21 protein-coding genes are annotated in these 26,344 nt (G+C 66.8%); 15 read left to right on the forward strand and 6 right to left on the reverse strand.

Features of this window, described 5'->3' with window-relative positions:
* The first annotated feature begins 329 nt into the window (after window positions 1-329).
* The 5 genes from LC407_RS08935 to LC407_RS08955 all read left to right on the forward strand — a co-directional run bounded on the left by LC407_RS08935 (window position 330) and on the right by LC407_RS08955 (window position 6,269).
* Window positions 330-1,505 (forward strand): phosphoglycerate kinase, encoded by a 1,176-nt coding sequence (locus LC407_RS08935; protein ID WP_025874255.1) that lies wholly within the window; start codon window positions 330-332, stop codon window positions 1,503-1,505.
* A complete protein-coding gene (locus LC407_RS08940) occupies window positions 1,502-2,170 on the forward strand; it encodes an HAD hydrolase-like protein (protein WP_059064934.1) in 669 nt (222 codons plus the stop codon). Before LC407_RS08935 ends, LC407_RS08940 begins: the two co-directional genes overlap by 4 nt.
* 181 nt (window positions 2,171-2,351) lie before the next feature.
* The gene (gene pyk, locus LC407_RS08945; protein WP_032975201.1) at window positions 2,352-3,818 is read left to right on the forward strand and encodes a pyruvate kinase; all 1,467 of its coding nucleotides are present in this window, start codon (window positions 2,352-2,354) and stop codon (window positions 3,816-3,818) included.
* Window positions 3,819-4,016: 198 nt separating this feature from the next.
* Entirely contained in the window at window positions 4,017-5,021 is a 1,005-nt protein-coding gene (locus LC407_RS08950) for a class I fructose-bisphosphate aldolase (protein WP_025874258.1), read from the forward strand.
* A 135-nt stretch (window positions 5,022-5,156) separates the two neighbouring features.
* Window positions 5,157-6,269, forward strand: coding sequence for an ABC transporter substrate-binding protein (locus LC407_RS08955; protein ID WP_105164569.1), 1,113 nt, complete (start codon window positions 5,157-5,159; stop codon window positions 6,267-6,269).
* 70 nt (window positions 6,270-6,339) lie between these two features.
* On the opposite strand, the gene LC407_RS08960 is transcribed toward LC407_RS08955, so the two are convergent.
* Both LC407_RS08960 and cysK read right to left on the reverse strand, forming a co-directional pair.
* Window positions 6,340-6,936, reverse strand: a complete 597-nt coding sequence (locus tag LC407_RS08960; protein WP_025874259.1) for an O-acetyl-ADP-ribose deacetylase — start codon at window positions 6,934-6,936, stop codon at window positions 6,340-6,342.
* A 321-nt stretch (window positions 6,937-7,257) separates the two neighbouring features.
* Window positions 7,258-8,217 carry a cysteine synthase A gene (cysK, locus tag LC407_RS08965; RefSeq protein ID WP_223482697.1) on the reverse strand — a complete coding sequence of 320 codons (960 nt, stop codon included), beginning with the start codon at window positions 8,215-8,217 and terminating at the stop codon, window positions 7,258-7,260.
* A 208-nt stretch (window positions 8,218-8,425) separates the two neighbouring features.
* Here cysK and LC407_RS08970 point away from each other — a divergent pair, with 208 nt between their 5' ends.
* The 10 genes from LC407_RS08970 to LC407_RS09015 all read left to right on the forward strand — a co-directional run bounded on the left by LC407_RS08970 (window position 8,426) and on the right by LC407_RS09015 (window position 22,929).
* Window positions 8,426-9,409, forward strand: a complete 984-nt coding sequence (locus LC407_RS08970; protein WP_025874261.1) for a LysR family transcriptional regulator — start codon at window positions 8,426-8,428, stop codon at window positions 9,407-9,409.
* 630 nt (window positions 9,410-10,039) lie between these two features.
* Window positions 10,040-10,468 (forward strand): DUF2946 family protein, encoded by a 429-nt coding sequence (locus LC407_RS08975; protein WP_264673956.1) that lies wholly within the window; start codon window positions 10,040-10,042, stop codon window positions 10,466-10,468.
* 72 nt (window positions 10,469-10,540) lie between these two features.
* Complete coding sequence (locus tag LC407_RS08980; protein WP_223482699.1) at window positions 10,541-12,604, forward strand: TonB-dependent copper receptor; 2,064 nt, start codon at window positions 10,541-10,543, stop codon at window positions 12,602-12,604.
* A 317-nt stretch (window positions 12,605-12,921) separates the two neighbouring features.
* Window positions 12,922-14,028 (forward strand): efflux RND transporter periplasmic adaptor subunit, encoded by a 1,107-nt coding sequence (locus LC407_RS08985; RefSeq protein WP_223482700.1) that lies wholly within the window; start codon window positions 12,922-12,924, stop codon window positions 14,026-14,028.
* The gene (locus LC407_RS08990) at window positions 14,025-17,150 is read left to right on the forward strand and encodes an efflux RND transporter permease subunit (RefSeq protein WP_025874265.1); all 3,126 of its coding nucleotides are present in this window, start codon (window positions 14,025-14,027) and stop codon (window positions 17,148-17,150) included. The genes LC407_RS08985 and LC407_RS08990 overlap by 4 nt, the downstream gene beginning before the upstream one ends.
* Window positions 17,143-17,682: a GNAT family protein gene (locus LC407_RS08995; protein WP_025874266.1), complete on the forward strand. Its 540-nt coding sequence runs from the start codon at window positions 17,143-17,145 to the stop codon at window positions 17,680-17,682. The genes LC407_RS08990 and LC407_RS08995 overlap by 8 nt, the downstream gene beginning before the upstream one ends.
* 236 nt (window positions 17,683-17,918) lie before the next feature.
* The gene (locus LC407_RS09000) at window positions 17,919-19,436 is read left to right on the forward strand and encodes an alanine/glycine:cation symporter family protein (protein WP_025874267.1); all 1,518 of its coding nucleotides are present in this window, start codon (window positions 17,919-17,921) and stop codon (window positions 19,434-19,436) included.
* Window positions 19,429-20,262 (forward strand): TrmH family RNA methyltransferase, encoded by an 834-nt coding sequence (locus tag LC407_RS09005; protein WP_025874268.1) that lies wholly within the window; start codon window positions 19,429-19,431, stop codon window positions 20,260-20,262. Before LC407_RS09000 ends, LC407_RS09005 begins: the two co-directional genes overlap by 8 nt.
* A 209-nt stretch (window positions 20,263-20,471) precedes the next feature.
* Window positions 20,472-21,464: a hypothetical protein gene (locus tag LC407_RS09010; protein WP_025874269.1), complete on the forward strand. Its 993-nt coding sequence runs from the start codon at window positions 20,472-20,474 to the stop codon at window positions 21,462-21,464.
* Window positions 21,465-21,477: 13 nt separating this feature from the next.
* A complete protein-coding gene (locus tag LC407_RS09015) occupies window positions 21,478-22,929 on the forward strand; it encodes an alanine/glycine:cation symporter family protein (RefSeq protein ID WP_025874270.1) in 1,452 nt (483 codons plus the stop codon).
* Window positions 22,930-23,007: 78 nt separating this feature from the next.
* On the opposite strand, the gene LC407_RS09020 is transcribed toward LC407_RS09015, so the two are convergent.
* The 4 genes from LC407_RS09020 to LC407_RS09035 form a co-directional block, all read right to left on the reverse strand.
* Complete coding sequence (locus LC407_RS09020) at window positions 23,008-24,429, reverse strand: M28 family peptidase (protein ID WP_093818771.1); 1,422 nt, start codon at window positions 24,427-24,429, stop codon at window positions 23,008-23,010.
* A 224-nt stretch (window positions 24,430-24,653) separates the two neighbouring features.
* The gene (gene mscL / locus LC407_RS09025; protein ID WP_033831860.1) at window positions 24,654-25,058 is read right to left on the reverse strand and encodes a large-conductance mechanosensitive channel protein MscL; all 405 of its coding nucleotides are present in this window, start codon (window positions 25,056-25,058) and stop codon (window positions 24,654-24,656) included.
* Between the two features lie 56 nt (window positions 25,059-25,114).
* The gene (locus tag LC407_RS09030) at window positions 25,115-25,831 is read right to left on the reverse strand and encodes a fumarylacetoacetate hydrolase family protein (protein ID WP_025874273.1); all 717 of its coding nucleotides are present in this window, start codon (window positions 25,829-25,831) and stop codon (window positions 25,115-25,117) included.
* 70 nt (window positions 25,832-25,901) lie between these two features.
* The gene (locus LC407_RS09035) at window positions 25,902-26,183 is read right to left on the reverse strand and encodes a hypothetical protein (RefSeq protein WP_025874274.1); all 282 of its coding nucleotides are present in this window, start codon (window positions 26,181-26,183) and stop codon (window positions 25,902-25,904) included.
* Between the last annotated feature and the right edge of the window lie 161 nt (window positions 26,184-26,344).

Genomic DNA, 26,344 nt, shown 5'->3' on the forward strand with positions numbered 1-26,344 from the left:
CAACCGCCTTGACCGATGTGGAGGTCTTGCAGGCCTCTTTGGCGACCTGCAATTTGAAACAAACCTCATATCTATTCATGTAACCCTCGGGGTTGGATCAGGTGTCCAACTCCAGGGGGTCACTTCAAGGATGGGTTTACGGCGTCCCCTGCCAACCCATACCACCCCGGCCCACCCACAGCACCACGAAGCGCCAGCGCTCTGGCCGTTGCTGTTGCCGTGGCTGTTGCCGTTAGCCGTTGGCCTCTGCCTGCCGCAGGCATCGGCACCCGATACAATGACCGTCTGCCGCACGCCGGCATCCCATCTCCAGAGCCAAAGAGTTGCCCATGTCCATCGTCCGCATGACCGACCTCGACCTCTCCGGCAAGCGCGTGCTGATCCGCCAGGATCTGAACGTGCCGATCGAGAATGGCCGCATCACCTCCGAACAGCGCATCACCGCTTCCCTGCCGACGCTCAAGCGCGCGCTGGAGCAGGGCGCGGCGGTGATGGTCACCTCGCACCTGGGCCGCCCCAAGGAAGGCGTGTGGAGCGAAGCCGATTCGCTGGCGCCGGTGGCCGAGCGCCTGTCGGTGCTGCTGGGCCGCGAAGTGCCGCTGGTGCGTGACTGGGTCGACGGCGTCGACGTGCAGCCGGGCCAGCTGGTGCTGCTGGAAAACTGCCGCATGAACGTTGGCGAGGGCAAGGACGATGAAGCCCTGTCGAAGAAGTACGCCGCCCTCTGCGATGTGTTCGTGATGGATGCGTTCGGTACCGCGCACCGCGCGCAGGCATCCACCCATGGCGTGATCCGTTTCGCCCCGGTCGCTGCCGGTGGCCCGCTGCTGATGGCCGAGCTGGATGCACTGGCCAAGGCCCTGGATGCGCCGGCCAAGCCGCTGCTGGCCATCGTCGCCGGCAGCAAGGTCAGCACCAAGCTGGAGCTGCTGGCCAACCTGGTCGGCAAGGTCGATCAGCTGATCGTTGGTGGCGGCATCGCCAACACCTTCATCGCGGCGGCCGGCTACAAGGTCGGCAAGTCGCTGTACGAGCCGGACCTGCTGGATACCGCCCGGAAGATCGTGGCCGACGCCAAGGCGCGTGGTGCGGACATCCCGCTGCCGGTGGACGTGGTCACCGCCAAGCAGTTCCTGCCCGACGCGGCTGCCGAAGTGAAGGCCGTCGATGCGGTGGCCGAGGATGACCTGATCCTGGACATCGGCCCGCAGACGGCCGCGCAGTACGCACAGCTGATCGCCAAGGCCGGCACCGTGGTCTGGAACGGCCCGGTCGGCGTGTTCGAGTTCGAAGCCTTCAGCAAGGGCACCGAAGCGCTGGCCCGCGCCATCGCCAGCTCGCCGGCGTTCTCCATCGCCGGTGGTGGCGATACCCTGGCCGCGGTCGACAAGTTCGATATCGCCCAGCAGGTCAGCTACATCTCCACCGGTGGCGGTGCGTTCCTGGAATTCCTGGAAGGCAAGACGCTGCCGGCGGTGGCTGCCCTGGCCGCGCGCGGCGCATGAGCGTCGATCCGCGGGTGGACGGAGAAGAGCGTGCAACGCTCTTCTTCGACATGGACGGCACGCTGATCGATTCGGAAGTGGGCATCACCACCTGCATCGCCTATGCGCTGCAGAAGATGGATTACCCGGTGCCGCCGCAGGAAACGCTGCTGGGCTGGATCGGTCCGTCGCTGCGTACCACGTTCGCGCCGCTGTTCGGTGATGCCGAACGGGTGGAGCAGGCCGTGGCCTTCTATCGCGAGCGTTTCGACGTGGAAGGCTGGCGCGAGCATACGATCTACCCGGACATCGAAGCGGTGGTACGCGCGCTGCACGCACGCGGCCATCGCCTTGCGGTGGTCACCGCCAAGAACGAGCCGCATGCCCGCCGCATCGTCGAGCATCTGCCGTTCGGTGGCCTGTTCGAGGACGTGATCGGTTCAACCCCGGATGGCTCGCGCAGCAGCAAGCCGCAGCTGGTGGGCGAGGCGCTGCATCGCCTGCAGCTGGCGCCGGAACGCTGCTGGATGATCGGCGACCGCCGCATGGACATCGAGGGCGCCCGTCACCACGGGCTGCGCAGTGTGGGCGTGCTGTGGGGCTTTGGTGGCGAGCAGGAGCTGACCGAGGCCGGTGCCGGGCAGCTGGCCCGTGATCCGGCGCAGCTGCTGGCCTTGCTCGCCTGAGTTGGACGATCCCGCGCGCCGGGCCTTGCCCGGCGGCGTTTCCGCTGCCATCGACCAGCGTATGTCCGGAACATGTCCATGCGATGTCCCGCAGAGTCAGGCAGCACAAGGCTGTAACCGTATACATGGGACGTGAAGGATGTGCTAATTTCCGTCCTTTAACGGGAGAGGCCCATCCATCATGTTCGAGCGTCAGCGTCGCACCAAGATCCTTGCCACCCTCGGTCCGGCTACCGATCCGCCGGGCGTGCTGGAGGATCTGTTCCGCGCCGGCGTCAACGTGGTGCGCCTCAACTTCAGCCACGGTGACCCGTCCGGCCAGGCCAAGCGTGCCGCCGATGTGCGCGCCGCCGCGCAGCGCGTGGGTGTGGAAGTGGGCATCCTGGCAGACCTGCCGGGCCCGAAGATCCGCATCGAGCGCTTCGCCGAGGGCAAGGTGCATCTCAAGGCCGGTGACCGCTTCGACCTGATCGCCAGCACCGATGCCGGCCCCGGCGATGCCACCCAGGTGGGCGTGAGCTACCTCGGCCTGCCGCAGGACGTGACCGCCGGTGACGTGCTGCTGCTCGACGACGGCCTGATGCAGCTGCAGGTGGTGGAAGTGCAGGGCGAGCGCATCATCAACACCGTGCTCAACGATGGTCCGTTGTCCGATCGCAAGGGCCTGAACAAGCAGGGCGGTGGCCTGTCGCTGGGCGCGCTGACCGAGCGCGACAAGGAACTGATCGGCATCGTCGCCAAGATCGGCGTGGATTTCATCGCCGTATCGTTCTGCCGCAATGCGCAGGACATGAACGATGCGCGCGAGATCGCCGAATCGCACGGCTGCTACGCCGCGCTGGTGTCCAAGATCGAGCGCACCGAGGCCATCGAGAACCTGGAAGAGATCGTCGACGCCAGTGACGTGGTGATGGTGGCGCGTGGCGACCTCGGCGTGGAAATCGGCGATGCCGAACTGCCGGGCCTGCAGAAGAAGATCATCAAGGCCTCGCTGGCGCAGAACAAGGTGGTGATCACCGCTACCCAGATGCTGCAGTCGATGGTCGAAAGCCCGATCCCGACCCGTGCCGAAGTGCTGGACGTGGCCAACTCGGTCATCGACGGTACCGATGCGGTGATGCTGTCGGCCGAAACCGCCGCCGGTGCGTATCCGGTCAAGGCGGTCGAAGCGATGGCGCGCATCTGCCTGGGCGCCGAGCGCCAGTTCCAGACCGAGACCGACTTCGGCGCTTCGCCGCGCAACCTGGAACGTGCCGACCAGGCCATTGCCATGGCCACCATGTTCCTGTCCCAGCACGTGGGCGTGCGCGCGATCGTGGCGATGACCGAATCCGGTGGCACCGCGCGCTACCTGTCGCGTTTCCGTGCCTCGGCACCGGTGTTCGCGGTCACCCGCCACGACGGCGCCCGCCGGCAGATGGCGCTGATGCGCGATGTGTTCCCGATCAACTTCGACAGCCGGGGCTTCACCCCGCGCGAAGCCGCACGCGGCAGCATCCGCCTGCTGGTGGAGGGCGGCATGCTGCAGGCCGGCGACCGTGTGGTGTTCACCAGCGGTGAGCACATGGAAACCCACGGCGCGACCAATACCCTGCGCCTGCTGGAAGTGGGCGAAGACGGCCGCGCCAGCGGTCTGGGCGACCTGTAAGAGGTGGCCACATCGGGTCGGAGCCGCGGGCGCGGATCCGACCCGGGGTCAGATCCCCGAAAGGGGCTCTGACCCGATCCGGCAGGACATTTCCTGTCCCGCACAGACAGTGGAACCGGTTCCATCCGAGCCTCCACGTCGGGGCAACGGATAGCGGGGCTATACTTACGTTTTTCCCGCACCCGCCACAGGAAGTACATGAGCATCGAACAGCTGGCTGAAACCGCCCAGGCCATGGTTGCCCCGGGCAAGGGCATCATCGCGATCGACGAATCCACCGGTACCATCGCCAAGCGCTTTGCCAGCGTAGGCATCGAGAACACCGAAGAGAACCGTCGCGCCTACCGCGAACTGCTGCTGACCACGCCGAAGCTCAACGAGCACATTTCCGGCGCCATCCTGTACGACGAGACCATCCGCCAGTCGACCAAGGACGGCGTGCCGTTCGCCAAGTACATGTCCGACCACGGCATGATCCCGGGCATCAAGGTGGACAAGGGTGCGCACCCGCTGGCCGGCTGCCCGGGCGAGCTGGTCACCGAGGGCCTGGACGGCCTGCGTGAGCGCCTGCAGGAGTACTACAAGCTGGGCGCGCGCTTCGCCAAGTGGCGTGCGGTCATCAACATCGGCGAGAGCATTCCGTCGGGCACCTGCATCGAGTCCAACGCGCATGCGCTGGCCCGCTACGCCGCGCTGTGCCAGGAATGCGGCCTGGTGCCGATGGTCGAGCCGGAAGTGATCATGGACGGCGAGCACGACATCGAGACCTGCTACGAAGTCACCGAAGCCACCCTGCGTTCGCTGTTCGACGCGCTGTACCAGCAGAACGTGCTGCTGGAAGGCACCATCCTGAAGGCTTCGATGGTCATCTCCGGCAAGGGCTGCGACGAGCAGGCCGATGTCGAGGAAGTGGCCGAGTCGACCGTGATGTGCCTGAAGAGCACCGTGCCGGCGATCCTGCCGGGCGTGGTGTTCCTGTCCGGTGGCCAGAGCGATGAGCAGTCCACCGCCCACCTCAACGCCATGAACCAGATGGGCAACCTGCCGTGGCCGCTGAGCTTCTCTTATGGCCGTGCCATGCAGCAGGCGGCACTGAAGCTGTGGGCCAAGGACATGAAGGGCAACTACGCCGCAGCACAGAAGACCGTCTACGAGCGCGCCAAGGAAAACGGCCAGGCCGCGCTGGGCAAGTGGAACGGCTGATCCGTCGTTGCGCAGCATGAACTGAACAAGGCAGCGCCGGCATCACGCCGGCGTTTGCTTTTGCCGGTATCGTTGCCGCCTCCCGCACGCCAGGCCAGTGCGTGGGGCATACATGGAAGGCCAAGGAGAAAAAACATGCGTATCACCGCAATCACGCTGGCCGTTGCCACGGTGCTGGCTGTCGGCGGCTGCAACCGGATGGGCGGCAGCACGGACGTGGGCAAGGCCCCCTCGCTGGAGTTCGACAAGCCGGTCTCCGGCGAAATCACCTCGCGCAGCGGCGTCAATTTCAACGATGGCAGCCACCATCAGCTGTACCAGCTGAAGCTGGAAGACAAGCAACTGGTCGGCATCACGTTGACTGGTGCGCTGCGCGGCTCGATCGCCGTGTTCAACAATGGCGTGCTGGTGGCCAGCAGCAACTCGGGCTACGAGCGCGGCAACGACGTCTCGCTGGCGTTCCGCGCCAACGGCACTGGCAGCTACCAGGTGGCCATCAATGCCGACGGGCCCTCCGCCTTCGGTCCGTACCGCCTGCGCGCCGAGAAACTGGTGCCGTATGACGGCAAGCCGATGGTGGCCGAAGGTGAGATCGCCGACCTGCTGGTCTCCAAGTCGCAGGATTACACCCTGCAGGTGGACAAGGCGGGCATGTACGAAATCCGCCTGGAATCGAAGGCGTTCGATACGGTGCTGAAGCTGGATGGCAACGGCGTCCAGTCGGAGAACGACGATGGCGGTGATGACACCAATTCGCGCATTGGCATGCCGCTGGAACCGGGCAAGTACACCCTGCGCGTGCGCAGCCTGGATGAAGACAGTACCGGCGCTTTCAAACTGACGGCCAAGCGCACCGAGCTGCCGGCCAACATGGTCATGCGTGATGGCACCTCCCTGCCGAACAACGGCAGTGTCTTCGCCATGCTCGATGGCGAAGGCCGCCGCCGCTTCCTGCTGAGCCTGCCGCGTGCGGCCGATGTGCGCCTGGACGCCATTTCCAGCCAGGTGGATACGGTACTGCGCGTGGTCGGCGGCGACGTGGAGCTGGTCAATGACGATGGTGGCAACGGCACCAACGCACGCGTGGAAGAATCGCTGCCGGCCGGCCACTACACCGTGGACGTGTCCAGCCTCAGCGATGAAGCGGGCATGGTGGAAGTACGCGTGCAGATCGACGGCGCCGCTTCGGCCGCGGCATCAGCTGCTGCTACGGCGGCCGCCGACGCTGCCGCTGAAGCGACGGACTGACGCCGCCACGAGGACGCAAACGAAAAGGCCGGGCAATGCCCGGCCTTTTTTTTCCACGTCCGTCGTTGTTTCAATGCGCCGGCACGAAGCCGGTATCGCCCAAGGGCGACAGCAGCGAACCGCGCCCGCTGTCGGCGACCTGGCCTGCGGCCGACAGTGCCTGCTGGTAGGCCTTGGCGGTCGCCGTGTTGAACGCCACCAGCACGATCCGCATCGGCTGGGCGTGGCTGCGCTGCCAGGCGAGTGTTTCGGTGACCGCGATCTGTGCGGCCTGGTACAGCGGATAGCCATACACACCGCAGCTGATGGCCGGGAACGCGATCGACTGCAGGTTCAGTGATTCGGCCAGCTGCAGCGACTTCCAGTAGCAGTTCGCCAGCAATGCCGGTTCGTCGCGCTGGCCGTCGTGCCAGACCGGACCGACCGTATGCAGTACGTGCCGTGCCGGAAGCGCATAGGCATCGGTTGCGCGCACCTCACCGGTCGGGCAGCGCACACCGGGGCGCAGCTCCGGCAGACGCTCGCACTCGGCCAGCAGGCCAGGGCCGGCCGCACGATGGATGGCGCCGTCGACACCGCCGCCACCGAGCAGTGATTCATTGGCCGCGTTGACGATCGCATCCACCGCCAGGGCCGTAATGTCGCCCTGCCACACTTCGATCTTCATGCGTCCGTCTCCTGCCTGTAGTTGTTGCGCGCCGTGCCCACGCTGGCTGCACCCGCATCTTGCGGGACAGGGCATCGATGCTGCGTCATGACCGTCTCATGCACTGCGATCCGCGCTGTTCATGCACGATGGCCGGCGGCGCCTTCACGCAGGCTGAAGCGAGCGCCGCACGCGGCAAAACGAAAGTTTTCGGGGTGAATCTCTTATGATTTCTGGGGAAAGCTGTCCGCTTCCGTCGGCAATACCCAGACAGGATCACCCAAATAGCAAACGCCCACCGCGAGGGTGGGCGTCATCCTGCTGTCATCGACAACGCGGCGATCAGGGCAGACCGGCCAACCAGTCGTCGTCCGAACCTTCATTGACGTCGGCGAACAGCGGCGTGGAGAAGTAGCGTTCACCGGTGTCCGGCAACATCGCCAGGATCACCGCGCCCGGTTCGGCGCGATCTGCCACGTCCAGTGCGCTCGCAACCGTGGCACCGGCGGAGATGCCGACGAAGATGCCTTCCTCCGCCGCCAGCCGGCGGGCGGTGGCGATCGCGCGGTCATCTTCCACCGTCACCAGTTCGTCCACCACATTGCGGTTGAGCACATCGGGCACGAAGTCCGGGGTCCAGCCCTGGATCTTGTGCGGCTTCCAGTCATCGCCCTTCAGCAAGGCGGCGCCGGCCGGCTCGGTGGCGATGATGCGGGTGTCCGGGCGGGCGACCTTCAGTACTTCGCCGACGCCGGTCAAGGTGCCGCCGGTTCCCCAGCCACTCAGGAAGTAGTCCAGCCGCTTGCCGGCGAAATCACGCAGGATCTCCGCGGCGGTGGTGTTGCGGTGGTAGGCCGGGTTGGCCGGGTTGGCGAACTGGCTGGCCAGGAACCAACCGTGTTCCTCGGCCAGCTCGCGCGCCCTGCGCACCATGCCGCTGCCGCGCTCGGCGGCCGGGGTCAGGATGACCTTCGCGCCGTAGGCCCGCATCAGCTTGCGGCGTTCCACCGAGAAGGTCTCGACCATGGTCGCCACGAACTTGTAGCCGCGTGCGGCCGCCACCATCGCCAGGGCGACGCCGGTGTTGCCCGAGGTGGCTTCGACGATGGTGTCGCCCGGCTTGAGCAGGCCACGCTGTTCGGCATCGAGGATGATCGCCAGCGCCAGGCGATCCTTCACCGAGCCGCCCGGATTGAAGGACTCGACCTTGGCGTACAGGGTCACGCCCTGCGGCGCCAGTCGCTGCAGCTTGACGATGGGGGTGTTGCCGATGGTGTCGAGGATGGAGTCGTACAGGGCCATGGGAGCGCTCCAGGAACAGGCCGCGCCGGGCTCGGCGGGCGGAAAGGAAGTGGGCTGGCTGTTCAGGCCAGCGGCTGCCGGCTGACCGTAGCGCCGGCATATGACGCCCGGAAATGACCAGATACCTTTCTTAAACAACCTTTGGTTATAAGCTGGTGACGGCAATTGACCCTAGAGTGGACCTCCGCCCCCACATCGCCCGCCTGCCATGACGCTGACCCAGCTGCGCTACCTGGTTGCCATCGCCGACGCCGAGCTGAACATCACGCTCGCCGCCTCGCGCGTGCATGCCACCCAGCCTGGGCTGTCCAAGCAGCTCAAGCAGCTGGAGGACGAACTGGGCTTCCTGCTGTTCGTACGCAAGGGGCGCAGCCTGGAGTCGGTCACCCCGGCTGGCACCGAAGTGATCAGCCGCGCCCGCGCGGTGCTGTCCGAGGCCAACAACATCCGCACCTACGCGGCCAACCAGCGTCGCGAGAGCCAGGGCCAGCTGATCCTGACCACCACCCACACCCAGGCGCGTTTCGTGCTGCCGCCGGCGGTGGCGCGCATCAAGCAGGCCTATCCCCAGGTCAGCGTGCACCTGCAGCAGGCCGGTGAGGCCGATGCGCTGGACCGGCTGAACCAGGGCGATGCCGATATCGCGATCATCAGTACCGCCGGCAGTGAACCCAGCGATGGCATCGCCGTGCCGCTGTTCCGCTGGCGGCGGCTGGTGGTGGTGCCCAAGGGCCATCCGCTGGATCGCGCCGGGCGCGCACCGGACCTGGCGGCATTGTCACGCCAGCCGTTGATCAGCTACGAATCCTCGACCCGGCCCAACTCCTCGTTGCAGCGCGCCTTTGCCGCGCAGAGCCTGGTACCCGATCTGGCGCTGACGGCGCTGGATGCGGACCTGATCAAGACTTATGTGCGTACGGGTCTGGGGGTAGGTCTGCTGGCCGAGATGGCGATCAGCGCCAACGACGAGGATCTGCGGGTATGGCCAGCGCCGGCGCCGATCACCGAGTGCGTCGCCTGGGCGGTGCTGCCGCGCGACCGGGTGCTGCGCGACTACGCGCTGGAGTTGGTGCATGTGCTGGCCCCGCAGATCGATCCGCGCGACCTGCGGCGGGTGCTGGATGGCAACCAGGCCGCGTCTTGGCCGGTGCCGCCGACCTGGGAATCGCTGACCCAGACCATCACGGTGTGAGGTTGGTCGAGCAGGGCTGCGCCCTGCACCTGCTACGACATTCAAGCAACAACAACGGCAACAGCAACGGCAACAGCAACGGCAACAGCAACAGCGGGCATTCCGTGGGATGGCGGGGCGGTGTGGGTAGGCAGGACACGCCGTAAACCCGTCCTTGGGGGCTCGATGGCGCCATCCATGGCGCCAACGGTCCTGCCTACCCCCACCGCCCCGCCTCTGACAGATTCCGGCGGCCGTTGGCAGGTGTCGACCTTGGTCGACACGGTAGATCCACGCGATGCGTGGATGAATCTCCATGGAAATCGAATGTTTCGACAATTGATCGAAGAGCATCCACGCATGGCGTGGATCTACCGCAGATCGCGGAAAACTGTCGAAGGCGGGGTGGGTCCGGTTGCGGGGGCGTGAGCCGCATGGATGCGGCGACCGAGCTTACATGGACGTACTTGCAGCGGCCCCCGCAACCGGACCCACCCCGCCTACCCACAGGAAGCCAGCTTTTGATGTTGCTTCGGCTCTTGCCGTGGACGTGGCCTCTGCGGGTGCAGGGCGCAGCCCTGCCGATAAACCCCCTCCTGCGACGGTTCGTCGCACGGTGCCTTCTGGAGGCACCTCTACACTAGCGCGGTGATCCGTACCGGCTGCCTGCGTCGAACCCTGCTCCAGCTCGCCTTCATCGCGACGCTGTTGATGGTGCTTGCGCCGCTGGTCAGCCGTGCGCTGCAGCAGCAGCCGATGGACCATGCGGCGACGGCGGGCATGGACCACGCGGCCATGGGCCATGACATGCACGAGATGGCCATGGCCGGGCACGATGACCATGCTGCTGCGCCAGCAGCCCCCAGCCCGCCCGCCGATCCGCACGCCATGCACGGGGAGGCCTGCGAGTACTGCGTGCTGGCCATGCGCCTGCTGCCGTGGCTGGCCGTGCTGGTGCTTCTGCTGCCCTTGCTGTGGCGGCCGAAGCCGATGTTCCCATGGTCGCAGCCGCGACTGCCGCTGCTGCATTGGCCGGCACATGCCGCGCGTGGACCGCCGCTGATCTCCAGCGTCCGCTGATTTTCCTATCGAATCCGCCGCACGAGGCCTGCAAGGGCGTCGTGCGCGCGTGCGTACCTTGGAGCTGTTTCCATGAAAATGACTTTCCCCGCTGCGGGCGCCCGTGCGCGCCTGCCGTTTGCGCTTGGTGCTGCCCTGGCTGCCCCCTTCGCCCATGCCGCGCCCGCCGAAGAAGCGCGGACGCTGGATACGCTGGTGGTCACCGCCGCCGCGCCGTCCTCGCCGCTGCATTGGGTGACCGATCCGCGCCTGCCGCGGCAGCCTGTGCCAGCCAGCGATGGCGCCGATTACCTGAAGACCGTTCCCGGCTTCTCCGCCATCCGCAACGGCGGCACCAACGGCGACCCGGTGCTGCGTGGCATGTTCGGTTCGCGTCTGAACATCCTCAGCAACGATGGCAATCTGATTGGCGCGTGTCCCTCTCGCATGGACAACCCGCTGTCCTACATATCGCCGGAGAGCTTTGACCGGCTGACCATCATCAAGGGCCCGCAGAGCGTGCGCTGGGGTGCGGGTGCCTCTGCGGGCACCGTGCGTTTCGAGCGTGATACCCCGCGTTTCGATGCGCCCGGGCTGCGTGCCGATGCCAGTGCGCTGGTCGGCTCACGCAATCGCAACGACCAGGTGCTGGACCTGACCCTGGGCAATCCAACGGGCTACGTGCGTGCCAGCGGCAATCGCTCCGAAGCCGATGACTACAAGGACGGCAACGGCGATGTGGTTCCGTCGAAATGGCGCAAGTGGAATGGCGACGTAGCGGTGGGTTGGACGCCTGACGCCGATACCCTGTTGGAGGTCTCCGCCGGTGCCGGCGATGCGATCGCACGTTACGCGGGGCGCGGCATGGATGGTGCCGCGTTCGAACGCACCAGTTACGCCGCACGCTTCGAGAAGCGCAATCTGCCCGGGGCGTGGGACACGCTGCAGGCGAACGTGTACTACAACGAAGCCGACCACGTGATGGACAACTACACGCTGCGTACGCCGAACCCACACAGCATGATGCCGATGCCGATGGCGTCGAACGTGGATCGCCGCACGCAGGGCGGGCGCATCAGCGCCGAATGGCGCTGGCAGGACGTGCAGCTGGTGGCCGGCATCGACGGCGAAGACAGCCGGCATCGCGGCCGCATGGGCATGGGGCGCGATACCTACAAGCAGGCGGACTGGAACACCGACGCCGATTTCCGCCGCTACGGTGCATTCACCGAACTGACCCTTGGCGTGGACACCGGGCAGCGTTGGATCGGCGGGCTGCGCATCGATCGCGCCAGCGTGCGCGATGCGCGTGCCGACATCGGCGGCATGATGATGGCCATGCCCAATCCCACCGCCGGCCAGCGCCGCAGGGAATGGCTGGGCAGTGGTTTCCTGCGCTACGAACAGGACCTTGCCGACGGCCTGACCTGGTATGCCGGGCTGGGCCACAGCCAGCGCATGCCCGACTACTGGGAACTGTTCTCGCCCGATCAGGGGCCGGCAGGTGCGGTGAACGCGTTCGCTGGCATCCAGCCCGAGCGCACCACCCAGCTCGACGTCGGCCTGCAATACAAGGGCCCGCGCGTGCAGGCCTGGGTCTCGGCCTATGCGGGGCAGATCCAGGACTACATCCTGTTCACCTATCGCGGCAGCGGCATGATGGGCATGAGCCAGGCTGACAATGTGCAGGCGCGCATCGCCGGTGCCGAGGCCGGCCTGCAGCTGCGGCTGGACGAGCAATGGAAGCTGGCGGGCACCCTGGCCTATGCCTGGGGCGAGAACCGCGATCAGCATCGACCGTTGCCGCAGATGCCGCCGCTGGAAGCACGCTTGAGCGCTGACTGGGAAGGCCAGCGCTGGAGTGCCGGTGCGCTGGTGCGCGCGGTCACCCATCAGCATCGGGTCGCGGACGGGCAGGGCAACGTGGTCGCGCAGGACCTCGGGCCGAGCAGCGGCTTTGCCACGCTGGCGCTCAACGCGGCCTATCGTTTCAGTTCGCAGCTGCAGCTCAGCGCCGGTGTCGACAACCTGTTCGACCGTGCCTACAGCGAGCATCTGAACCTGGCCGGCAGCGCCGACTTCGGCTTCCCCGCTGACCCTGTGCGCATCAATGAGCCCGGCCGCAGCCTGTGGATGAAGGTGAACTACCGGTATTGATCCGCCGGGCATGGCCCGGCGCTACCGGTGCGCCGGGCAAAGAAGGCCTGCGTCCAAAGAAAACGGGGTCGGATCCCCGCCAGGTTCCGACCCCGCCCGGCGCCCTCGGCCAGGCCCCTCGACTGTACGACGGCATCGCCCCTGGCGGGATGGCCTGATACATCCCGACATACGCCGACACTGCGTCGGTGCCCCCTGCATGGAATGGGCACACGGCGCTATCGCAGCCCCCGTTCCACGCCGGTAAACGCTTGGCACATACCGCTTTTGCGGGGCCTTGCCTACACTCGGCGGCCGTGTACCACTCAGGACGCTTCATGTTGGCTCGTATCGCTTCGACCCTGGCCCTTGGCCTCAGCCTGGCCGTGCTGGCCGGGTGCGCAGGCAAACAGGAGGCCGCCGCGCGTCGGCAGGGCGAAGCCGTGCCGGTCACCGCGCAGGTCGTGCAGGCGGTGCAGTGGAACGACACGCTGCAGGCGCTGGGCACGGCCAAGGCGCGCGAGTCGATCAGCGTGACCGCCAAGGTGAGCGAGATCGTCGAGCGCGTGCACTTTGAAAGTGGCCAGCAGGTCGCCGCCGGTGCGCCCCTCGTGACACTGCGCGGGCAGGCCCAGGAGGCCGCATTGGTGCAGGCGCAGGCGACCTTCCGCGAAGCCGACCAGCTGTACAAGCGCCAGCGCGAACTGGCGGCACAGCGGTTGGTATCCAGTGCGACCCTGGACACGCAGAAGTCGATCCGCGACGCCGCCGAAGCGCGGGTGGCACAGATGCAGTCGGACATCGGCGACCGTCGCGTGCGCGCGCCGTTCGCCGGCGTACTTGGCATCCGCCAGATCAGCCCGGGCACGCTGCTGACGCCGACCACGGTGATCGCCACCCTTGACGACGTCGAGCGCATGCACGTCGATTTCCAGGTGCCGGAAGTGGAACTGGCGTCGCTGACCACCGGCGACAAGGTGCAGGCCACCAGCGTGGCCTGGCCGGGCCGCACCTTCGAGGGCGAGGTCAGCACCATCGATGCACGCATCGACCCGGCCACCCGTGCGGTGACCGTGCGTGCCGACTTCGCCAATGGCGACCATGCGCTGCGGCCGGGCATGCTGCTCGACGTGCGCCTGTTCCATCCTGATCGACCGGCCCTGGTGGTGCCGGAAATCGCGGTGGTGCAGGTCGGTCGCGACAGCTTCATGTACCGCATCAAGGCCGATGACACCGTCGAACGCGTGGACGTGGTCACCGGTGCACGCCGCGCCGGCGTGGTCGAGATCAAACAGGGCCTGCAGGCAGGCCAGCGCATCGTGGTGGACGGCACCGGCAAGCTGCGGGCGGGCCTGAAGGTGGCAGCCTCCGACGCCGCGCCCGCCAGCGGCGCGCAGCCGGCGACGATTGAAGCACCTGCAGCCGCCGAGGGTCACGGCGGATGAAGCTGTCCGACATCTCCATCCAGCGGCCGGTGTTTGCCGTGGTGATGAGCCTGTTGCTGCTGGTGCTGGGCGTGATGTCCTTCACCCGGTTGACGCTGCGCGAACTGCCGGCCATCGACCCACCGATCGTTTCGGTCTCGGTGGATTACACCGGCGCCTCGGCAGCGGTCATCGAGAGCCGCATCACCCAGGTGCTGGAAGACGCGCTGGCCGGCATCGAAGGCATCGATACGATCAACGCGCGCAGCACCAACGGCCGCTCGCAGGTCAGCATCGAATTCACCTCCAACCGTGACATCGAAGCGGCGGCCAACGACGTGCGCGACGCGGTCAGCCGCGTGGCCGACCGCATGCCCGAGGAGGCACGGCCACCGGAGATCGCCAAGGTCGAGAGCGATGCCGACCCGATCATCTGGTTCAACATGGTCTCCTCGACCATGGATACGCTGGAACTGAGCGACTACGCCGACCGCTACGTGGTCGACCGCTTCTCCAGCCTCGATGGCGTGGCCCAGGTCCGCATCGGTGGCCGCCAGCGCTATGCGATGCGCATCTGGCTGGACCGCGACCAGCTGGCCGCACGTGGGCTGACCACCGGCGATGTGGAAACCGCGCTGCGCAACGAGAACGTGGAACTGCCGGCCGGCCGCATCGAATCCACCGACCGCGATTTCACCCTGCGCGTGGAGCGCAACTACATCAAGCCGGAAGACTTCGCGACCATCCCGCTGGGCAAGGGCAGTGATGGCTATGTGGTGCGCATGGGCGATGTGGCGAAGATCGAGCTGGCCTCGGCCGAGCGTCGCGCCTACTACCGCAGCAACGGCGAGCCCGGCATCGGCCTGGGCATCGTCAAGACCTCCACTGCCAATTCGCTGGATGTGGCGCGCACCGCGCGCGCCGAGGCCGAACGTGTCGCGCTGACCCTGCCCAAGGGCACGCAGATCTTCGTTGCCTTCGACAACACCACCTTCATCGAGGCTGCCGTCGACCGCGTGTACGCCACCCTGGTGGAGGCGATGATCCTGGTGCTGGCGGTGATCTGGCTGTTCCTCGGCAGCTTCCGCGCGGCGTTGATTCCTGCGGTCACCGTGCCGGTATGCCTGGTGGCGGCATTCATCGCGCTGTACGCGTTCGATTTCTCGATCAACCTGCTGACCCTGCTCGCGCTGGTGCTGTGCATCGGCCTGGTGGTGGATGACGCGATCGTGGTGGTGGAAAACGTGCAGCGCCGCATCGACCTGGGCGAACCGCCGCTGGTGGCGTCCAAGCGGGGTACCGCGCAGGTGGCGTTCGCGGTGATCGCCACCACCGCCGTGCTGGTGGCGGTATTCCTGCCGGTCGGCTTCCTGGAAGGCAATACCGGGCGCCTGTTCCGTGAACTGGCGGTAGCCCTGGCCGCCGCTGTCGCGCTGTCGGCGTTCGTCGCGCTGACGCTGACGCCGATGATGGCCTCCAAGCTGCTCAAGCCGCATACCGGGCAGGCACCGCGCGGGCTGCACGGCTTCATCAACCGCAATCTGGAACGCCTGGCCGGCGCCTACGGCCGCGTGCTCGATCATCATGTCGATCGCACGTGGATCTACCTTCTGGTGATGGCCGCTGCGTTGGCGGCCAGCTGGCTGCTGATCAAAGTGCTGCCTTCGGAACTGGCCCCGGCCGAAGACCGTGGTTCGTTCCAGATCATGATCGACGGCCCGGAAGGCGCCGGCTACGACTACACCGTGCAGCAGGTGCAGCAGGTCGAAGCGCTGCTGGCACCGCATGTCGGCGCGGACAAGCCGATCGTGCGCGCCAACCCGCGCGTGCCCGGCGGCTTCGGTGCCAGCGAGGAAATGCACACTGGCCGCGTCAGCGTGTTCCTGCAGCCGTGGCGTCAGCGCAGCGAAGGCACGCCGGAAGTCGCCAACGAACTGCAGAAGGAACTGGACACCATCCGTGGCGTGCGCGTCCGTACCCAGGTCGGTGGCGGCCTGGTGCGCAGTGGCGGGCAGCCGTTCCAGATCGTGCTGGGTGGCCCGGAATACGCCGAGATCGCGCAGTGGCGCGACCGCATCCTGCTGCGCATGGCCGACAACCCCGGCCTGGTCGGCCCGGACTCGGACTACAAGGAAACCCGTCCGCAGATGCGGGTGAACATCGACCGCCAGCGTGCCGCCGACCTCGGCGTGCCTGTCACCGCGATTGGTTCGGCGCTGGAAACGATGATGGGCTCGCGCCGCGTCACCACCTTCGTCGACAACGGCGAGGAGTACGACGTGCTGGTGCAGGCCGGCCGTGATGGCCGCGCCAGCCCCGCCGATCTGGCCGCGATCCGCGTGCGTGCGACCTCCGGCGAGCTGGTGCCGTTGTCCAACCTGGTCACGCTGAGCGAAGTGGCCGAGGCCGGAACCCTGAACCGCTTCAACCGCCTGCGCTCGATCACCATCAGTGCCGGCCTGGCACCGGGTTATCCGCTGGGCGAGGCCATCGCCTGGGCCCAGCAGGTGACCGGCGAAGAGCTGCCGCAGTACGCGCAGGTGAACTGGAAGGGCGAATCGCGCGAGTACCAGAGTGCGGGCGGCGCGGTGCTGCTGACCTTCGCCATGGCCCTGCTGGTGGTGTACCTGGTGCTGGCCGCGCAGTTCGAGAGCTTCATCCACCCGCTGACGATCATGCTGACCGTGCCGCTGGGCGTGCTCGGCGCGCTGGTTGGCCTGTGGCTGAGTGGCGGCACGGTGAACCTGTTCAGCCAGATCGGCATCGTCATGCTGGTCGGCCTGGCGGCCAAGAACGGCATCCTGATCGTCGAATTCGCCAACCAGCTGCGCGACGATGGCCGCAGCGTGCGCGAAGCGATCATCGAATCGGCGATGGTGCGCCTGCGTCCGATCCTGATGACTTCGATCGCCACCGTGGTCGGCGCCATCCCGCTGGTGGTGGCCGGTGGCCCGGGCTCGGCCAGCCGTGGCACCATCGGCATCGTGATCATCTTCGGCGTCACCCTGTCCACCTTCCTGTCGCTGTTCGTGGTGCCGGCGTTCTACGCGCGGCTGGCCCCGTACACCCGCTCGCCGGAGGCGGTGAAACGCGAGCTGGAGAAGCAGGAGGCCGACTCGCCGTCGGTGGGTGGTCATGCCTGAGCCGGCGCGGATCCTGCACGGCGCAGGCTTCCTGCTGCGCCCCTGGCGCAGTGATGACCTGCAGTCGCTGCTGCATCACGCCAACGACGCGGACGTCTCGCGTGGCCTGCGTGACCGCTTCCCGTATCCCTACACCCGCGAGGATGGCGAAGCCTTCCTGGGCGGGCGCGTACTGGCGCCAGGCACGCTGAACCTGGCCATCGAGATAGAGGGCCAGGCCTGTGGCAGCGTTGGCGCCCAGCAGGGCGTGGCCGAGCGCGGGCATACCGCGGAACTGGGCTACTGGCTCGGCCAGGCTCATTGGGGGCAGGGCCTGATGACCGCTGTGGTCGGCCTGTTCGCACCCTGGGTGATGGATGAGCTTGGCCTGTTCAGGCTGCAGGCCACGGTCGTCGACTTCAACCTGGGCTCGGCCCGGGTACTGGAAAAGAACGGTTTCCAGGAGGAGGGCGTGGAGCGCTGCGCCGTCTACAAGCGCGGCGTCCTGCATGACCTGCGCCGCTTCGCCCGGGTACGCAGGCAGCTTCCGTAACAGGCCGCCAGGCACGGCCCGGCGCTACCGTGGGGGGCACGGTCATTGCCGGTCGCCGGGCATGGCCCGGCGCTACCCGTGGTGCGGCCGGCATACCCGGTAGCGCCGGCCCATGCCCGGCGGAGAACACGCCCCCACATCCGGCGCTATCGCAGCGACCTTCGATCAGGGAGAATCGACCGGTCCCTTCCAGCCGACGGGACGTCCTCACAACCCGCCGACTGGAGAGAGCGCGCGTGGAAGCTACCGTACATTTCATCAACAGCATCATCTGGAGCAAGGCGCTGATCTTCATGTGCCTGGCCGCCGGCCTGTTCTTCAGCCTGCGCACCCGCTTCATGCAGATCCGTGGTTTCGTCGAGATGTGCCGCCTCACCGTGTCCGGTGAGAAGTCCGACGCCGGCGTGTCCTCGTTCCAGGCCCTGGCCATGTCGATGGCCGGCCGCATGGGCATCGGCAACATCGCCGGCGTGGCCACCGCCATCGCCTTCGGCGGCCCCGGCGCGATCTTCTGGATGTGGGTGATGGGCTTCCTCGGCGCCTCCACCTCGTATGTGGAATGCACCCTGGCGCAGATCTACAAGACCAAGGATGCCGAAGGCCGCTACCGCGGTGGCCCGGCCTATTACATCGAAAAAGCGATGGGCCTGAAGTGGTATGCCATGGCTTTCGCCATCGCCACGATCATCGCCGCCGGTTTCCTGATGCCCGGCGTGCAGGCCAACGCGATCGCCGACAGCGTCATCAACGCCTGCCGCGGTACCGCGCTGTGCGGTCCGCTCGATGGCCAGGCCTTCGGCATGGAATCGGCGCAGGCGCTGAAGCTGGGCATCGGCATCGTCGTCGCCCTGCTGCTGGGCGTGGTGATCTTTGGTGGCGTCAAGCGCATCGCCAACTTCGCCGAAGTGGTGGTGCCGTTCATGGCCGCCGGCTTCATCCTGATGGCCATCGTCATCATGATCATCAACTACGACCGCGTGCCGGAAATGTTCGGCATCATCTTCAAGAGCGCGTTCGGTACCCATGCCGCGTTCGGCGCGATGATGGGCCTGGCGGTGGAGTGGGGCATCAAGCGCGGCATCTACGCCAACGAGGCCGGCCAGGGCTCGGGTCCGCACGCTGCGGCGGCCTCGGAGGTCTCGCACCCGGCCAAGCAGGGCTACGTGCAGGCGTTCGCCATCTACTTCGACACCATGATGGTGTGCACCGCCACCGCCTTCCTGATCCTGGCCAGCGGCACCTACAACGTGTATTCGCCGGTCGCCGGCGCTGCGCCGATCTTCCAGGGCCTGGCCGGGATTCCCGAAGGTGCGGGCTACGCGCAGGCGGGTGTGGAAGCGGTGCTGCCGGGCTGGGGCTCGGCCTTCGTGTCGGTGGCGATCTTCTTCTTCGCCTTCACCACGATCATGGCCTATTACTACATGGCCGAAACCAACCTGACCTACGTCAACCACAACAAGCGCCGGCCGCTCACCGTGCTGCTGCTGCGCCTGGGCATCATCGGCATGGTGGTGTTCGGTGCCTTCCACAACGCCACCCTGGCCTGGGCGCTGGGTGATATCGGCGTGGGCCTGATGGCCTGGCTGAACATCATCGCCATCCTCATCGTGCAGAAGCCGGCCATGCTGGCCCTGCGCGATTACGAACGACAGAAGAAGCTCGGTCTCGACCCGATCTTCGACCCCGATGCCCTGGGCATCAAGAACGCCGATTTCTGGCGTCAACGCAAGCTGGAGTTGTCCCGTAGTGAATGATCCCTGGAAGAATGCCCGCCGCCCGTCGTCGCGACCGCCGCGGGCCACCCCGCTGCCACCGCGTGAGGGCGGCACCCCGCCACCGCCGGGGCGGGGCAACGACGAACTTCGCCTGTATGGCTGGAACGCGGTGCAGGCGCTGTTCGCCAAGCGTCCGCAGGCGCTGCGCAAGCTGTACCTGGTGGAATCGCTGATTCCGCGCATGCAGCCGGTGCTGAAGTGGTGCGTGGCCAACCGCGTGGGCTATCGCGTGGTGGAGGAGGGCGACCTCAACAAGCTGGCTGCCACCACCCACCATGAAGGCCTGGTGGCCGACGTGCTGCGCGCGCCGGTGTTGCCGCTGGCGCAGTGGCTGGCCGAACTGGGCGAAGGCCCGGCGCTGGCACTGTGGCTGGATGGCGTCGGTAATCCGCACAACTTCGGTGCGATCCTGCGCTCTGCCGCGCATTTCGGGGCCAAGGCGCTGCTGCTGCCGGCCAGCAGTACGCTGGCGCTGTCCGGCGCGGCCGCACGCGTGGCCGAGGGCGGCGCAGAGTCGGTGCCGCTGGTGCAGTTGCCTGAGGATGCAGAAGCTATGGCGCAGCTGCGCGCGGCCGGTTTCGGCCTCGCCGCGACCCTGGTCGAGGGTGGCGATGACGTGTTCCGCGCGTCGTTGCCGGCCCGCCTGGTCTACGTGATGGGCGCGGAAAGCGAAGGCATGGATCGCGGCCTGGCCAGCCAGTGTGACCAGCAGCTGTCGATTCCCGGCAGTGGCGCGGTTGAAAGCCTGAATGTCGCTTCCGCCACGGCCGTGTTGCTGGCGCAGTGGGTCAGCCAGCGCGGCTGATGGGCGTGTCTGCGGGCACCGGAAACCGGTGCCCGCACAGCGCAGTTCCAGGCCGAACGGGACTTCCCGGCAGCCGGGCAACGTCTGGCGGTTTTCCTGGCAGTGCCATGCGCAAAGCATGCATGACGAATTGAAAGTTTCCTTATTGGTGTGCCGTTCCCGGCGACGCAGGGTGGAAGTCCATCCAACGTCGTACAGGAGCGGTTCCCATGCATCATCCTCCTCGCAGTGCGGTGCGTGTCTGCCTGGTACTGGCACTCAGTGCGCTTGCCGCCGTTTCCGCGCAGGCCAACGAGCGCACGCTCGACGGCGTCAACTTCACCGGCCCGCTGATCACACCCAATCCTGCCGGCATGCCGGCGGGTCACTGGTACGTCGAACCCTATCTGGTGCGGGTCGACAGTTCCTCGTCCTTCGACCACAACGGCGACCGCCAGCGCAGCAGCGAACGCAGCGGCGCGTGGGCGATGGTGGTGCCCATCGCATACGGCTTCAGCGAACGGGTGACCGGCCAGGTCAACCTGAGTGCATCACGCGCCGAATCCGGCAACGCACGCAGCCGAGGCTTCCGCGCCGGTGATACCACCGCGCGCCTGCAATACCTGTTGCAGGCCCCCAGCGCCGATGGCACCACGCCGGCGGTGTCGATTGCCCTGGTACAGCGCTTCAGCACCGGCAGCCACGACCGCATCACCGGCAATCCGCTGGATGCGCAGGGTGATGGCGTGCAGCGCACCGTCGCCGCGTTGGCCGTGCAGCAGGTGCTGTGGCTGGGCAACGATCGGCCGCTGCGCTGGCGGGCGCAGTTCAGCGCGGGGCCGGCGCCATCGCGAACGGCCATCTCCGGCACCAGCGTGTACGGCACCGAGGACGGCTTCCAGGGCCATATCGCGCGGGGCTCGGTACTGGGTCTTTCCGTGGGCGCCGAATACAGCTTCAACGAACGCTGGGTCGGCGTGATGGAAGTTGCCGCCAGCCGCGAGACCGGCCAGCGCCTGACCGGTTTCGCGCCCGACGCTGCAGGTGGCGTCCGGCCCATCAACGAACACCGCCCGGCCAGTCGCAACCTGACCTTCGCGCCCGCTGTCGAGTACCACTTCAGCCCGTCGCTGGGGCTGATCGCCGGCGTCGAATTCACCGTTGCCGGCCGCAATACCGGCCGCATCATCAGTCCCCAGGTCGCCCTGGGCATGTTCTTCTGATGGGGGCCCTGCGATGAATGTCGAATCGATCGTCAATGCCGTGCTTGCCGTTGTCTGGAGCCCGTACCTGGTGGTGCTGTGCCTGGCAACGGGCCTGTACTTCAGCGTACGTACCCGCTTCGTGCAGTTGCGCGCTCTGCCGGACATGCTGCGCCTGATGTTCCGTCACGAGCGCTCCGATGCCGGTGTCTCGCCGTTCCAGGCGTTGTCACTGTCGCTGTCCAGCCGGGTGGGCGTGGGCAACATCGCCGGTGTCGCCATGGCCATTGCCTTCGGCGGTCCGGGCGCGATCTTCTGGATGTGGATCGTCGCCTTCCTCGGTGCTTCCAGCGCGTTCATCGAGTCCACCCTGGCGCAGATCTACAAGGATCGCGACGCCAAGGGGCAGTATCGCGGTGGCCCGGCGTACTACATCGAGAAGGGGCTGGGCCAGCGCTGGTACGCCGTGCTGTTCGCGCTGGTCACGGTGCTGGCGGGGGCGATGCTGGCGGGCACGCAGTCCAACGCCATCACCAGTGCGGTGAACGAAGCGTGGGATGTTCCGGTGATGGTCACCACCGGTGTGCTGCTGGTGGTGTTGGCGGCGATCCTGCTCGGCGGCGTGCGTCGCATCGCGCGCGTCGCCGAATGGGTGGTGCCGGTGATGGCCGTGGCCTATCTGCTGGTCACTGCGGTGGTGATGGTACTCAACGTCGAGCGCGTGCCTGAGGTCATCGCCCTGGTGCTGCGCAGCGCCTTCGGTGTTGACGCCGCATTCGGCGCGATGATCGGGACCGCGATCCAATGGGGGGTGCGTCGTGGCGTGCTGTCCAACGAAGCTGGCATGGGCAGTGGCGCGCATCCTGCCGCTGCAGCAGAAGTGTCGCACCCGGTGAAGCAGGGGCTGGTGCAGTCGTTCTCGGTGTACATCGACACCATGGTCGTGTGCAGCGCGACGGCCTTCCTGATTCTCTCCACCGGGCTCTACAACGTCTACGACCCGGCGGTGAACGGTGTACCGGACGAGGCGCGCCTGCTGCTGGGCAACCTTCCCGGCGTGGAAGCAGGGCCACGCTTCGTACAGCACGCGGTGGAGTCGGCCTTGCCCGGCTTCGGCAAGTCGTTCGTCGCGCTGGCGATCCTGCCATTCGCGTTCACCACCATCCTGGCCCTGTACTACATGGCCGAAACCAACGTCAGTTATCTCTGCCGCGATCGTCCCCGAGGATGGGTGATGGGCACCTTCCAGCTGCTGTTCCTGGCCGCTACGGGCTACTCGGCGATGAACAGTGCGACAGTGGCGTGGGCGCTGGGCGACATCGGCGTAGGCATGATGAGTTGGCTGAACATCATCGCCATCCTGCTGCTGCAGAGGCCCGCGCTGGCCGCGTTGCGCGACTACGAAGATCACCGGCGTCACGGGCGTGACCCGTTGTTCAACCCGAAACTGCTGGGGGTTCGCAATACCAGCGTGTGGGCGCAGTAAGCACCCAGGCCGGTAGCGCCGGGCATGGCCCGGCGCTACCCGGTCATGAGTCACTCCACGCACAGCGTGGAAGTGGACTCACTCGTTGGGCGGCGTGGTTGCCTTGGCTTCGCTACCGAAGTTGCCATCGGCCTCGGCCGCCAGGTAGGCAAACACGGTATAGGCCGCCACGTTCTGCGCCAGCGCCTTCGGATCGATCTTGTCGAGGGTGTCGTCGGCGGTGTGGTGCAGGTGGAAGTAATCCGAGCCATCCTGCGCCAGCCACGCCCATGCGCCACCCTTGGCGGCCAGCGGACCGACATCCGGCCCCGGGCCACCCTTGTCGGCGGCGTACTCGATGCCCAGCGGCTTCATCACCTCGGCAATCTGCCTGGTTGCCTCGCGCGAGCCTTCCGGGTTCGGCGAACCGGTGTTGAAGGCGTAGATGCGGCCAGCACCGAAATCGCTCTCGGCGGCCAGCTGGTGCAGGGCTACGTCCTTGGCGTGCGCCTCGGCGTAGGCCTTGCCGCCATACAGGCCCTGTTCTTCGTTGGCGAAGGCGACCACGCGGATGGTGCGCTTCGGCGCCTGCTTCAGCTGGCCGATCAGATGACCGGCGGCCATGGTGATGCCCACGCCTGCGCCGTCATCGACCGCGCCGGTGCCCAGGTCCCACGAGTCCAGGTGTCCACCGATCACCACCACTTCCTTCGGCAGCGTGCGGCCGGTGATCTCACCGATCACGTTGTACGAGGTCGCCGTGCCATCCCAACCGCAGTCCAGTGCGACCTTCACCGTGGTTGCGCCACGGGCAAGCAGGCGCGCCAGCTGGTCGGCGTCGGGCACCGACAGCGCCGCCGACGGCACCGGGGTCAGGCCGTCATCGAAGCGGGTGATGCCGGTGTGCGGCACGCGGTGCGAATCGGTACCGGCCGAGCGCATCAGGAAACCGATCGCGCCCTTGCGGATGGCCTCGGACGGGCCCTTGCTGCGGATCGCGCCGCCACGGCCATAGTCGCGGCCATCGCGGAACGGCAGCATCTGGTAATCGACGAAGGCGATCTTGCCCTTCAGCGAACCCGCCGGTGCGGCCTGCAGCGCGGCCAGATCGGCAAACCGCACTACCTCGGCTTCGACCGTACCGCCCGGGCTGCCGCCCAGCGCGGTGATCTGCAGCGGTTGCGGGTTCCTGCCGGTCACGGCGGCGTGCTCGCTGCGGCGTTCCCATTTCGGGAAGGTCACCGGTTCCTTCCACACCTTGTCAAAACCCAGTGCCTTGAACTTGGCTTCGGCCCAGGCCACGGCACGGGCGTCGGCCTCGCTGCCGGCGATGCGAGGGCCGATCTCGGTGGTCAACGATTCGACCACCTTCCAGCCGGTGTCATCGGCCAGCGCCTGGTCGCGCAGCTGCGCGGCGGTGGCCAGCGAAGCCGGCGGCAGGGTGGTGGCATGCGGCGCCGCGAAGGCCGGCGCGGCCAGCAGGGCGAGGGAGGATGCGATGGCAAGGACGCGGCGACGCATGGACAGCTCCGGGAAGGGTGTAAGCCTTGGAGCTTAACAGTCGTTCAGCGCCGCGCATGGGCGGGAGGTCATGGCCGGCGCGGATGCTGTTTTCCGCCAGATGCAGCAAAGCGAAAGCCCCGCCGGAGCGGGGCTTTCGCATGCCTCTGCGGTAGCGCCGGGCATGCCCGGCGAGCGCAGCGGCAAGATGGCGTTCCGCCGGGCATGGCCCGGCGCCACCAACCTTATTTCTTCAGGCTGTCGCGGATTTCGCGCAGCAGCACCACTTCCTCGGCCGGCGCTGCCGGTGCCGCTTCCTTCTTGCGCGACAGGCGGTTGATCACCTTGATCACCAGGAAGATGGCGAACGCCACGATCACGAACTGGATCAGCGTGTTGATGAAATCACCGTAGCCGATCACCACGGCCGGGATTTCCTTGCCATCAGGCCCGATGCTGGCCGGCGACAGCGTCCACGCCAGGTGCGAGAAATCCACCCGGCCAATCAGGTAGCCCAGCGGCGGCATGATGATCTTCTCCACCAGCGCGGTGACGATCTTGCCGAAGGCAGCGCCAATCACCACGCCGACGGCGAGGTCGATGACGTTGCCGCGCATCGCGAATTCCTTGAACTCGGTGAGCATTCCCATTGTTGTTTTTCTCCTGAGGGCGAGGGGGGACAGCGCGCAGGGTAGCGCAGGTGATGTCAGCCGGCGATCACGCCGTGGCGTTCGGCCACGTTCTCAAGGCGTGCACTGAAACGGTCGCCGGGCTTCAGTGCGGCCACGCCGGACGGCGTGCCCATGAACACCAGATCGCCGGCGCGCAGCTGCCACAGCTTGGACAGCTCGTGCAGGATCTCCGGCACGTTCCAGATCATCTGGTCGAGCAGGGACTGCTGACGGACTTCGCCATTGATCTCCAGCGACAGATTGAGCGCGGCCAGATCGCCGACTTCACCGGCGTGCACGATCTCGCTGATCGGTGCAGAGGCATCGAAACCCTTGGCCGAATCCCACGGGTGGCCCTTCTCCTTGGCGGCCGCCTGCAGGTCGCGGCGGGTCAGGTCCAGGCCCACGGCATAGCCATAGACCAGGGCCTCGGCGTCGGCCACGGCCAGCACGCCGGTGGGCGCGTCACGGCCGATCGCCACCACCAGTTCCACCTCGTGATGCAGGTTGCTGGTGGCAGGCGGGTAGGGGATCACATCGTCGTGGCCGACCACGATGGCGTCGGCCGGCTTGGTGAAGAACATCGGGCGGCCGCGATCATCTGCTGCGGGCACGGCAGCACCCATCTCACGCGCGTGGTCGGCGAAGTTGCGGCCGACGCAGTAGATGCGGTGCACGGGAAAGCTGCCGCCACCCACCACCGGTACACGCGGCGTGGCTGCAGCAGGGATCACATCGGAGACATCGGACATGCAGGCATCCAGGAAGGGAGTGCCCGCAGTCTAGAACGCAGCAAGGCCCGCCGTCAGCGGGCAGCGTCGATCAGCGCGACGACGGCAGCGCCGACTTGCGCACCACGTGGTACTCGCCCTCGACCACGTTCGGGTCGACCGGGCGGCTCGGGCCGGGCTTGCGCGAAGCCAGCAGCTTCCACGCCAGGCCCACCAGGATCATGGCTGCACCGACGAATACGCCGATGAACACCATCGCGGCCAGAATCGCCAGGCCGAGCAGGCCCACGGCAACGCGCACCAGCGGATGGCGCGGCTTGCGCGGGGCAAACAGGGTGCGGAACTGGTTGAAGGCGAAATCGCGATTGAACATGGTGGCTCGATAGGCTGGAAATCAGCGAGCCATGAGTATCGGCAGGTGCCACTGTCATTGAGTGAAAAACTCGTTAAATATAGCCTTGGCTTATTACGGATCAATGACTTGTGTTCATGTCGCAGCTAGTCACATGACCAGGCGTGCGACAATGCGCGATT

Origin of the sequence: Stenotrophomonas sp. OVS01A (assembly GCF_019969775.1) — a bacterium.
Classification (GTDB): Bacteria; Pseudomonadota; Gammaproteobacteria; order Xanthomonadales; family Xanthomonadaceae; genus Stenotrophomonas; species Stenotrophomonas indicatrix.

Coding starts and splice junctions, on each gene's coding strand:
- LC407_RS09035 (WP_025874274.1), bottom strand. CDS start 26,183: ATGTTCAATCGCGATTTCGCCTTCAACCAGTTCCGCACCCTGTTTGCC.
- LC407_RS08995 (WP_025874266.1), top strand. CDS start 17,143: ATGCCTGAGCCGGCGCGGATCCTGCACGGCGCAGGCTTCCTGCTGCGC.
- LC407_RS08980 (WP_223482699.1), top strand. CDS start 10,541: ATGAAAATGACTTTCCCCGCTGCGGGCGCCCGTGCGCGCCTGCCGTTT.
- LC407_RS08990 (WP_025874265.1), top strand. CDS start 14,025: ATGAAGCTGTCCGACATCTCCATCCAGCGGCCGGTGTTTGCCGTGGTG.
- pyk (WP_032975201.1), top strand. CDS start 2,352: ATGTTCGAGCGTCAGCGTCGCACCAAGATCCTTGCCACCCTCGGTCCG.
- LC407_RS09010 (WP_025874269.1), top strand. CDS start 20,472: ATGCATCATCCTCCTCGCAGTGCGGTGCGTGTCTGCCTGGTACTGGCA.
- LC407_RS09015 (WP_025874270.1), top strand. CDS start 21,478: ATGAATGTCGAATCGATCGTCAATGCCGTGCTTGCCGTTGTCTGGAGC.
- LC407_RS08940 (WP_059064934.1), top strand. CDS start 1,502: ATGAGCGTCGATCCGCGGGTGGACGGAGAAGAGCGTGCAACGCTCTTC.
- LC407_RS08985 (WP_223482700.1), top strand. CDS start 12,922: ATGTTGGCTCGTATCGCTTCGACCCTGGCCCTTGGCCTCAGCCTGGCC.
- LC407_RS08970 (WP_025874261.1), top strand. CDS start 8,426: ATGACGCTGACCCAGCTGCGCTACCTGGTTGCCATCGCCGACGCCGAG.
- cysK (WP_223482697.1), bottom strand. CDS start 8,217: ATGGCCCTGTACGACTCCATCCTCGACACCATCGGCAACACCCCCATC.
- LC407_RS09020 (WP_093818771.1), bottom strand. CDS start 24,429: ATGCGTCGCCGCGTCCTTGCCATCGCATCCTCCCTCGCCCTGCTGGCC.
- LC407_RS08960 (WP_025874259.1), bottom strand. CDS start 6,936: ATGAAGATCGAAGTGTGGCAGGGCGACATTACGGCCCTGGCGGTGGAT.
- LC407_RS09030 (WP_025874273.1), bottom strand. CDS start 25,831: ATGTCCGATGTCTCCGATGTGATCCCTGCTGCAGCCACGCCGCGTGTA.
- LC407_RS08935 (WP_025874255.1), top strand. CDS start 330: ATGTCCATCGTCCGCATGACCGACCTCGACCTCTCCGGCAAGCGCGTG.
- LC407_RS08955 (WP_105164569.1), top strand. CDS start 5,157: ATGCGTATCACCGCAATCACGCTGGCCGTTGCCACGGTGCTGGCTGTC.
- mscL (WP_033831860.1), bottom strand. CDS start 25,058: ATGGGAATGCTCACCGAGTTCAAGGAATTCGCGATGCGCGGCAACGTC.
- LC407_RS08950 (WP_025874258.1), top strand. CDS start 4,017: ATGAGCATCGAACAGCTGGCTGAAACCGCCCAGGCCATGGTTGCCCCG.